The following is a 9,367-nucleotide window of genomic DNA, read 5'->3' as shown; positions in this document are numbered from 1 at the left end:
TCAGTACCTCTGCCATAATCCCCCTGTCAATAGGGTTTGAGACGCGCTAACCCTGATATTTTCCCCAATTCTAAATTATTGCTGGGATTCAATCAATTAATTAGTGCAATGAATCAATTTAAAACCTGTTATGCTTCTGGATAATTTCACTTTGTTACTACTTGTTTATCTCGGAAAGTGACAGAAGAGGGGTAAGTTAAAACTTTTTTCTTTCCCCTGCTCCCCTACATATTCTCTACCTAGTACAGGCGTAAATAAACATACCATTTCAAATGGCGCAAGAGCTTGGAATATAATTCTTTTGACTTTTGACTTCCGCCTTGCGGTACTAGATTCATCCTATTGGATGAATTGTCATTTTCACTACCAAGTGACAATAGGGTAGTCAAGTAGAGGATAAAAATATGTCATCTGCTCAAGCGCCCTCCCTACCACCCTTGATTCCGCGCGAAATCCTATTTGGGAATCCCGAAAAAACTAGCCCACAACTTTCCCCTGATGGCAATTATTTGGCATATATCGCCCCTGATGAGAAAAATGTCTTACAGGTATGGTTGCGAACTATAGGACAAGAAGACGACCAGATACTAACTGCCGACAAAAAGCGCGGTATCCGCATTTTCTTCTGGACTTATAACGCCGACCAGTTGATTTATATGCAAGACTCGGATGGCGACGAGAACTTTCACCTCCACTTAGTTAATATTCACTCCAAGATTGTGCGTGACTTAACGCCATTCCAGGGTGTGAAAGCAGAACTCGTGGAACTGGAACCAAAATTTCCAGATCAAGTGTTGGTAGCGTTGAACTTGAACAATCCTCAAAAGTTTGACGTTTACCGCATCAACCTTAAAAATGGTGCGGTTGAGTTCGACACTGATAACCCCGGTAACATTATCAGTTGGACATCTGACGCTGAGTTCCAAATACGTGCAGCGACAGCTAGCACACCCGATGGTGGTTACGATTTGTTATTGCAGAAATCAGATAAACAGTGGGAAATTCTCCGCCACTGGGGGCCAGAAGAGGAAGGCAATTCTGTTAGCTTCTCAGATGATGGTAAAACCCTTTACATTCAAGGGAATCATGATGCTAACGCCAAACGTCTGCTAGCTGTTGACCTAGACACCCGTCAAGAAACTGTCATTGCTGAAGATGAGCAGTATGATGTTGTGGGGATAATTATTCACCCACTGACGCGAGTTATCCAAGCAGTTTCTTTCTACAAAGATAAACAGGAATGGCAGGTAATTGACCAAAGTATCGCCACTGATTTTGAGGAAATCGCCAAGGTGCGTTCTGGAGAATTCTCTATAATTAGCCGCGACTTGGAAGATAAAACTTGGGCTTTAGCTTATAGAACTGACAATGGCCCAGTTTATTACTATGCCTACAACCGAGAGTCCAAAACTAGCACTTTCCTTTTTAGCAACCAACCCAAACTCGAAGCGTTGCAGTTAGCTTCAATGCAACCGATTTCCTACGAAGCACGGGATGGTTTAACTATCCACAGTTACTTAACAACTCCTCTAGGAATACCTACGCAAAATCTCCCAACAGTACTGTTGGTTCATGGCGGCCCTTGGGCGCGGGATACTTGGGGTTTCTCTCCCACAGCGCAATGGCTAGCGAACCGTGGTTATGCTGTACTGCAAGTCAACTTTCGCGGTTCCACTGGCTACGGTAAAGCATTTTTGAATGCTGGAAACCGGGAATGGGCTGGCAAAATGCACGACGACTTAATTGATAGTGTTAACTGGCTGGTGGAACAAGGCATTTCCGATCCGCAAAAGATTGCGATTATGGGCGGTTCTTATGGAGGTTATGCCACTTTAGTAGGATTGACTTTTACACCAGAAATATTTGCGGCTGGCGTGGATATTGTCGGGCCAAGTAACCTGATTACTTTGATAGAAACTATACCGCCTTATTGGGAACCATTGAAGGCGATGCTTTATCATCGCGTTGGTAATTTAGAGACAGAAGAGGAATTTTTGAAATCGCGATCGCCTTTATTTTTCGCTGACCGGATTCAAAAACCTTTACTTATCGGTCAAGGTGCAAACGATCCGCGAGTGAAACAATCAGAAAGCGATCAAATTGTCAACGCAATGCAACAGGCTGGTTTACCAGTGCAATATGCACTTTACACAGATGAAGGACATGGTTTTGCCAGACCAGAAAATCGGCTGCACTTTTTTGCGATCGCAGAGGAGTTTCTCGCCAAATACTTAGGTGGAAGATTTGAACCTTTGGCAGATATTCCTGGTCATTCAGGAATAGTGAAATAAAGTCTCACGCATGGTGGTTAGTGTCATCCACCAACCACCTTAATATTTTTAATTTGGAAGGATTTATGCATACAACAACTGATTCCTAATTTCATCAGCTTTTTAGTGTGCTTACCAGAATGCCAATTCGTTGCACGACTTCATAAGCGTTTTTCTGAGGCACAACGATAATCCCAAAATGTTCTTTATTCTCCTCTATATACTGGAGATCAACCGCTCAAAATCGACACGGTTATGTGTCAGGATACATCTGCCCATAGAAGTTGCAAATTCAAGTTGCTCACGGTCAGTTTTGCCGAGGGTTGCTTGTTCCGAAACAGTTGTGATATCCAGACCGCGCGATCGCAACAGTCTAGCAACCAACGCTGACATATCCTCATCGCTGTAAAGCGCAGCAAAAACCGTCACGATGTCCCCAATATAGCTTTTATGGATCGGCGGTTAGTAGTGCTAACCGCTCTCCAATCCGCTCTTGTAATTCTGGCTGTCGTCATACCAATCGTTTAAATGCTCGTTTAAACGATGATGCCAAAACTACAGTTATCACTTGCGTAACTCATCCATTATTTGAGTAACTGTACCACGGAACACTTTTCCCGACTGGTATTCTACTTGTGCTTGAGCGATATTAGCAGCAATTTCAGAACGCCGCCGTTCTGCCAACCGATGACTTATCAGATCAATTAATGTTTCTTGTTCATCTACTGATAAGTTTTCGATGCTTTCTAGAACTTGCTCTAACCTGGAAATTGAGGTCATTATTTATTGTTACCTTGCTTGCAGTACATAAACATTAGATAAGTCCTAGAATTGTTGTAAAAACCGCAAATCACTAGCATACAAGCGACGAATATCATCGATTTGGTGTAACACCATTGCAAAGCGTTCTACACCAAAACCGGCAGCAAATCCTGTATAAACTTCTGGGTCATAACCCACAGACTTAAGTACATTTGGATCGACCATACCGCAACCCATCACCTCCAACCAGCGACCATTCCACTGCAAATCTACTTCGGCAGAGGGTTCGGTAAAAGGGAAATAACTGGCGCGGAAGCGAATAGGTAAATCGCCAAATATTGCTTGTAAAAATACTTTAATTGTGCCTTTGAGGTCTGTAAAAGTTAGTCCCTCATCAATGGCTAAAAGTTCTATTTGATGGAAAACTGCTGAGTGAGTCGCGTCTACATTATCTCGCCGATAAACTCGCCCTGGAGCCACAACCCGAATCGGTGGTTCTTCTCTTTCCATGTAACGAATTTGCACTGACGAAGTATGAGTGCGGAGGAGATTACCATCTGGCAGGTAGAAGGTATCCTGCATATCACGGGCGGGGTGATCTGGCGGGGTGTTGAGAGCCTCAAAATTATAATAATCTGTTTCCATCTCTGGCCCTTGAGCCACGGTGTAGCCCATACCAACAAAGATATCCAGCGCCCGGTCAATAATTCCATTGAGGGGATGAATGCGACCTTGGGGGCTGTAAATTCCCGGCATAGTAACATCCAGAGTTTCCGCCTCTAGCTGTACCTGAATTTGAGCAGCTTCCAGGGCGACACGTTGCTGGTCTAGACTAGTTTGCAGGGATTCTTTGACTGTATTGGCGATCGCTCCAATTTTTGGTCGTTCCTCTGCACTCATCTGCCCCATACTTCGCAACAGTGCCCCCAGTTCCCCTTTTTTACCCAGATAGTTAACTCTGAGTTCCTCCAGACGTTCTAAGGTGTCGGCGGCTGCGATCGCTTTTTCTCCTTCTTGCCGCAGTGCTAAAAGTTGAGCTTCTAAATTGCTAGTCATTAGTTATTAGTCATTGGTCATTAGTCATTAGTCTATAGTCAAAAGCTATGAACTGGTCGATAAATAAACTTACAGTCATATCCATTAACATCAGCCAAAGGTGAGGGTCAAAATTAAACCTCTGTTTATCAGTTAGAGACAATTGGGCTAGTACAGCAGGCGCGTAAATCCAGCTAATATCTCACTTAACAAGACTTGGGAATTGAGCAACTTGTCTTAAACGTAGGCAAACTGACGCCACAGTGTACTAGTGAGTATGGATGTTTTTTTGCCACTTGTGACCTCAGACATTGACAAATGGCTAATAACAAATAACTAATAACTAATGACCAATGACTAATGACCAATGACTAATGACTAAGGACTATGAAATTACTAATTAGCAACGATGACGGCATTTCTGCCTTGGGGATTCGTACCCTAGCCAATTACTTGGCAGAGGCAGGTCATGATGTGAGTGTAGTTTGCCCAGATCGAGAGCGATCGGCAACTGGACACGGGTTAACTTTACACCAACCCATTCGCGCCGAAATTGTTGAAGAGATTTTTCATCCCGCTGTCAAAGCTTGGGCTTGCGATGGTACGCCTTCAGATTGCGTCAAATTGGCGCTGTGGGCTTTGCTAAAAACTCCTCCCGATTTGGTTCTCTCTGGTATTAATCAAGGTGCGAATTTGGGAACTGAAATCTTGTATTCCGGCACTGTTTCTGCGGCAATGGAAGGTCTAATTGAAGGCATTCCCAGTGTGGCGCTAAGTCTTATGAGTCACACATCTAAAGACTTTCAACATGCCGCTAAATTTGCCAAAATTCTCGTAGACCAGTTAGCCCAAAAACCGCTGCCAGATTTGATGTTGCTCAACGTTAATATTCCTGCTGTGAAGTGGGAAGAAATTGCTGGTGTTACTCTCACCCGTCAAGGAGTGCGGCGTTACATTGATGTATTTGATAAACGAATTGATCCTCGTGGAAAAACGTACTACTGGCTAACTGGAGAGGTAATTGAGGAGGTGGAACCCCCTACCGGATTAAATCTGCCTCAAAATGTACCGACAGACGTGGATGTTGTACGTAAAAACTACATCAGTATAACTCCGCTACAATACAATCTTACCTACGCAACTGGACTAGATAAATTGTCTGAGTGGGAATTCAATATTCGGTGAATCATTTGATTTATCAGGATAAAACTGGGGTTATTCACATACATAACAGAAAAATGTAGGCTATAACGTAGGGGCACTCTTGAAATAACTGATACACACTCACCCCAAAACCTGGAAAATTCTAACTGACAGTATTTCATCTACATTTACACAATCAACCAGAAACAGGGTATGCTGTTTTACCAAGAAATCCTCCCTCTAGCAAAATCGGTGAGACAGCATAAACTTAGACAAAATAAGTAACAATTCTTCCAATTATCGCCCGCTCAGTCCAGCAAGCAACACCCATGTCTAGGATAGAGAACAACCAATTTACCGTACAATTTTGGGGCGTTCGCGGTAGCATCCCCAGTCCAGGGCCACACACCGTTCGTTACGGCGGTAATACCCCTTGCATATCAATGCAAGCGGGCGATAAACGCTTAATTTTCGATGCTGGCACGGGACTACATGTTTTGGGGCAATCTTTATTGTGCCAAATGCCGTTAAAAGCTCACATATTTTTTACCCACTCTCACTGGGATCACATGCAGGGTTTTCCCTTCTTCACCCCAGGGTTTGTCAAGGGCAATGACTTTCATATCTACGGCGCGATCGCACCTGATGGTTCTACCATAGAACAGCGCCTCAACGATCAAATGTTGCACCCAAACTTTCCTGTACCCTTGCAGATTATGCAAGCCAATTTAAATTTCTACGACATTCGATCGGGGCAACCAATCCACATCGATGACGTTACCGTAGAAACAGCACCTTTAAACCATCCAGGTGAAGCTGTAGGATACCGTGTCAACTGGCGTGGTGGTGCTGCTGCTTATATCACCGATACCGAACATTTTCCCGACCGACTCGATGATAATGTGCTGTGGCTAGCTCGTAATGCTGACATTCTGATTTACGATTCCACATACACAGACGAAGAATACCATTGCTCAAAAACCCCAAAAATTGGCTGGGGACATTCTACTTGGCAAGAAGCGGTGAAAGTGGCACAAGCTGCTAACGTCAAAACTCTGGTGATTTATCACCACGACCCCGCCCACAATGATGACTTTTTGGATCGTGTAGGCAAACAAGCGGCTGCAAAATTTCCTGGCGCTATTATGGCACGGGAAGGAATGGTACTTCAGATTCCTACCTCAGTTACCTTATCAGAATCTTTTCCTGTTAGTAAGTTTTCTACTTAAAGATTGCGATCGGAGGAATTGGAGATTTTAGATTAGATTGGTGATCAGAAGCTTTCAGCGCGAGAGCGTACCTGTTGGCTGCACGGTGAGACAGCGCTGCCCAGAGTTGTCAGAGCGCCGACACAGAATCAGGGCGACAACAGGAGGACAAACTTTATAGATTCACCAACCCCAGACACCCACTAGACCCCTTTTTGCGGCTGATGGAGGGTAAACACCTCGTTGCAGTCTCAACATGGAACTAGAGCCTTTTTAGCTCTGGTATTGGGGATTATCTGGACTTAGCAATTAGCTGTCAAGCTGATGGCACAAGAAACCATCTTGGGCGATTTCCCGTGGGTTAGGGCTTTTGGCTGATAGCTAAAAGGGGTGGCATCAACACCCTGGCTGATAGCACAAGACCTCATGGGCGGTTGGTGGAAGTTTAGACCATCTACAAAAGCTGTCCTCCTCAACAGGTCGTGGCCATTCCTTCCCAACTTGCTGGGGAGGAATGAGCGCTCCGGGACTGGGTATTGGGTACTGTATGCTGGGGAAGAAATTCTTTTAAAATTTGGTTGGGGTATGAATCCTCATATCTTCCCCAGTACCCAGTCCCTAGTCCCCATTACCCCTTATCCCCAGAGGGGGCCCCACCTTCCCCAATTCAAGGCGGTTTACCATCAGGTAGCTTCCTGCTGATAGCTAAAATAAACCTAAAATCTCAGAATCCACGTGCTAAATTTGTCTCAAAATGGGTGTTCTGTGTGGGTTGCTTCTTCAAGCGAAGGGCTGCTAACGCCGACTGCTGTTGCCCTTGGCAAGTTTGATGGTGTTCATCTTGGTCATCAAAGGGTAATTCAACCAGTCTTGCACCCTGGTAGTGACTTGTCAGTAGCCAGTAGTCCGCAGTCAAAGGAAAATCAACTGACAAATCAAGAATATATTTACTCAACAGTTGTCACCTTTGACCCCCATCCACAGGAGTTTTTTACAGGGCAACCCCGGACTTTGTTAACGCCATTGGATGAAAAAGTTCAACAATTGCGATCGCTTGGGGTAGAACAACTGGTATTACTACCCTTTGACAAAGAATTGTCTGCTTTGACTCCTGAAGAATTCGTAGAAAAAATTCTTGTGCAACAACTGCGATGCCAGCGAATTAGCATCGGAGAAGATTTTTGTTTTGGTGAAAAGCGCAGTGGCACTGCCAAAGATTTGCAATTACTCGCCGCCAAGCACAATATCCCTGTTACTATCGTTCCCTTACAAACTTATACAGGTGACTCGCCCACCCAAAGCAATTGCGTCAGTACTACTCCGACTCAGGATGCCCGCATTAGCACTTCATTGATCCGCCAAACCCTTGAGCACGGCGACATCGAAAACGCAAATTTGCTACTAGGACGCCCCTACTCCCTCCTTGGTGATGTCGTTCAAGGTCAACAGTTGGGCAGAACAATTGGCTTTCCCACCGCCAATCTTCAACTACCAAAAGAAAAGTTTTTGCCCCGCCAAGGAGTCTACGCTGTCCGCGTTTTCACTCTCGGTGAAACATCAGATGCCGCTCCTAGTGAGAACTTGGGTGTAATGAATATCGGTAATCGCCCAACTGTAAACGGTACTTCTTCATCGGTAGAAGTACATTTATTTGATTGGTCTGGTGATTTGTATAGCAAAAAACTGGCTGTGCAGCTAGTTAAATTTTTGCGCCCTGAACAAAAATTTCCTTCTCTAGAAGCCCTGAAAACACAAATTCAACTTGACTGCGTTGTTGCTAGAGAAGTTTTGAGTGCTTAGTGGGAACAATAGATAAGGCATTGGGGATTGGGCATGGGGCATTGGGCATTGAAAAGAGGCAGAGGGGCGGGGTGCAGGGGGCGGAGAGGAAAACTCTTCTCCCTTGCTCCCTGCTCCCTGCTCCCTTGCTTCTTCCCCAGTCCCCAATCCCCAGTCCCCAATCCCCAGTCCCCACTCCCCAGTCCCCACTCCCCGCACCGCATGAGAGAAAAAATCGACGCTCTAACACAAAATCTGGCTCTTACCATCGTTGGCAAAGCTGAGGCAATACGCTTAGTGCTAGTTGCCTTGTTAGGTGGTGGTCATGCTCTCCTAGAAGATGTCCCTGGTGTTGGCAAAACCCTACTCGCTAAATCCCTAGCTCGTTCAGTGGATGGCAAGTTTCAACGGCTACAATGTACCCCCGATTTACTGCCAACTGACATTACTGGCACTAACATCTGGAACCCAAAAAGCGGCGAATTTACTTTTCTTTCTGGGCCAGTCTTTACCAATGTACTACTAGCTGACGAAATCAACCGTGCTACACCCCGCACTCAGTCAGCTTTACTGGAAGTGATGGAAGAACATCAGGTAACGGTTGATGGTGTCTCTCGTGCAGTTCCCCAGCCCTTCTTTGTCATTGCGACTCAAAACCCTATTGAGTATCAAGGTACTTTTCCCCTGCCGGAAGCGCAAATGGATCGGTTTATGTTGTCCCTGAGTTTGGGCTATCCTTCTGAGAAAGAAGAACTCCTTATGCTGCAAAATCTCCAAAATGGTGTGAAGGTTGCTAATTTGCAGCCTTGTATTACCTTGGCAGAAGTACAGGAATTGCGTTACCTCTGCTCTCAAGTAAAAGTGGCAACTTCCTTGCAACAGTACATCCTCGAATTGGTGCGGGCAACACGCCAAGATGAGGAAATTGCCCTTGGTGTCAGTCCGCGTGGCACATTAGCATTACAACGGGCTGCCCAAGCCCTAGCTTTTCTATTAGGGCGTGACTATGCCATTCCCGATGATGTAAAATTTCTCGTCCCTCACGTTCTTTGCCACCGCCTTATTCCTAGAGGAGGACGCAATGCAAGAACTGTTGTTGAGCGATTATTGCGATCGGTTTCTATTCCTTAATGCAAGGGTTTGTATGAACTTTAGATTCCTTATCTTGCT

At 45.1% G+C, this 9,367-nt stretch carries 9 protein-coding genes; 6 read left to right on the top strand and 3 right to left on the bottom strand.

Annotated features, from left to right (window positions below; genetic code table 11):
• Nucleotides 1-404: 404 nt before the first annotated feature.
• Nucleotides 405-2,291 carry a S9 family peptidase gene (locus HWQ44_RS32485; RefSeq protein ID WP_292726456.1) on the top strand — a complete coding sequence of 629 codons (1,887 nt, stop codon included), beginning with the start codon at nt 405-407 and terminating at the stop codon, nt 2,289-2,291.
• A 195-nt stretch (nt 2,292-2,486) separates the two neighbouring features.
• On the opposite strand, the gene HWQ44_RS32480 is transcribed toward HWQ44_RS32485, so the two are convergent.
• The 3 genes from HWQ44_RS32480 to pheS all read right to left on the bottom strand — a co-directional run bounded on the left by HWQ44_RS32480 (nt 2,487) and on the right by pheS (nt 4,088).
• Nucleotides 2,487-2,699 carry a DUF5615 family PIN-like protein gene (locus HWQ44_RS32480; protein WP_292726454.1) on the bottom strand — a complete coding sequence of 71 codons (213 nt, stop codon included), beginning with the start codon at nt 2,697-2,699 and terminating at the stop codon, nt 2,487-2,489.
• 135 nt (nt 2,700-2,834) lie between these two features.
• On the bottom strand, nt 2,835-3,050 hold the full coding sequence (locus tag HWQ44_RS32475; RefSeq protein ID WP_292726452.1) for a hypothetical protein: 216 nt from the start codon (nt 3,048-3,050) through the stop codon (nt 2,835-2,837).
• Nucleotides 3,051-3,095: 45 nt separating this feature from the next.
• Nucleotides 3,096-4,088, bottom strand: a complete 993-nt coding sequence (gene pheS, locus HWQ44_RS32470) for a phenylalanine--tRNA ligase subunit alpha (RefSeq protein WP_012407694.1) — start codon at nt 4,086-4,088, stop codon at nt 3,096-3,098.
• Nucleotides 4,089-4,454: 366 nt separating this feature from the next.
• On the opposite strand from pheS, the gene surE reads away from it, so the two are divergent.
• From surE to HWQ44_RS32445, 5 genes are all read left to right on the top strand, one after another.
• Nucleotides 4,455-5,252: a 5'/3'-nucleotidase SurE gene (gene surE / locus HWQ44_RS32465; RefSeq protein WP_292726449.1), complete on the top strand. Its 798-nt coding sequence runs from the start codon at nt 4,455-4,457 to the stop codon at nt 5,250-5,252.
• 287 nt (nt 5,253-5,539) lie between these two features.
• Complete coding sequence (locus tag HWQ44_RS32460; protein WP_292726447.1) at nt 5,540-6,439, top strand: MBL fold metallo-hydrolase; 900 nt, start codon at nt 5,540-5,542, stop codon at nt 6,437-6,439.
• A gap of 369 nt (nt 6,440-6,808) precedes the next feature.
• The gene (locus HWQ44_RS32455; protein ID WP_292726445.1) at nt 6,809-7,120 is read left to right on the top strand and encodes a hypothetical protein; all 312 of its coding nucleotides are present in this window, start codon (nt 6,809-6,811) and stop codon (nt 7,118-7,120) included.
• A 33-nt stretch (nt 7,121-7,153) separates the two neighbouring features.
• Entirely contained in the window at nt 7,154-8,218 is a 1,065-nt protein-coding gene (locus HWQ44_RS32450) for a bifunctional riboflavin kinase/FAD synthetase (protein ID WP_292726443.1), read from the top strand.
• 201 nt (nt 8,219-8,419) lie between these two features.
• On the top strand, nt 8,420-9,328 hold the full coding sequence (locus HWQ44_RS32445; RefSeq protein WP_292726441.1) for a MoxR family ATPase: 909 nt from the start codon (nt 8,420-8,422) through the stop codon (nt 9,326-9,328).
• Nucleotides 9,329-9,367: the final 39 nt, after the last annotated feature.

The organism is Nostoc sp. JL34 (assembly GCF_017114945.1).
Classification (GTDB): Bacteria; Cyanobacteriota; Cyanobacteriia; order Cyanobacteriales; family Nostocaceae; genus Nostoc.
Note: the sequence above shows the minus strand (reverse complement) of the source record. Positions and strands in the feature narration are given on the sequence as shown.

Bases quoted from the DNA above. Each gene is read 5' to 3' on its own strand.
- HWQ44_RS32485 (WP_292726456.1), top strand. From the start codon at position 405: ATGTCATCTGCTCAAGCGCCCTCCCTACCACCCTTGATTCCGCGCGAA.
- HWQ44_RS32475 (WP_292726452.1), bottom strand. From the start codon at position 3,050: ATGACCTCAATTTCCAGGTTAGAGCAAGTTCTAGAAAGCATCGAAAAC.
- pheS (WP_012407694.1), bottom strand. From the start codon at position 4,088: ATGACTAGCAATTTAGAAGCTCAACTTTTAGCACTGCGGCAAGAAGGA.
- surE (WP_292726449.1), top strand. From the start codon at position 4,455: ATGAAATTACTAATTAGCAACGATGACGGCATTTCTGCCTTGGGGATT.
- HWQ44_RS32460 (WP_292726447.1), top strand. From the start codon at position 5,540: ATGTCTAGGATAGAGAACAACCAATTTACCGTACAATTTTGGGGCGTT.
- HWQ44_RS32445 (WP_292726441.1), top strand. From the start codon at position 8,420: ATGAGAGAAAAAATCGACGCTCTAACACAAAATCTGGCTCTTACCATC.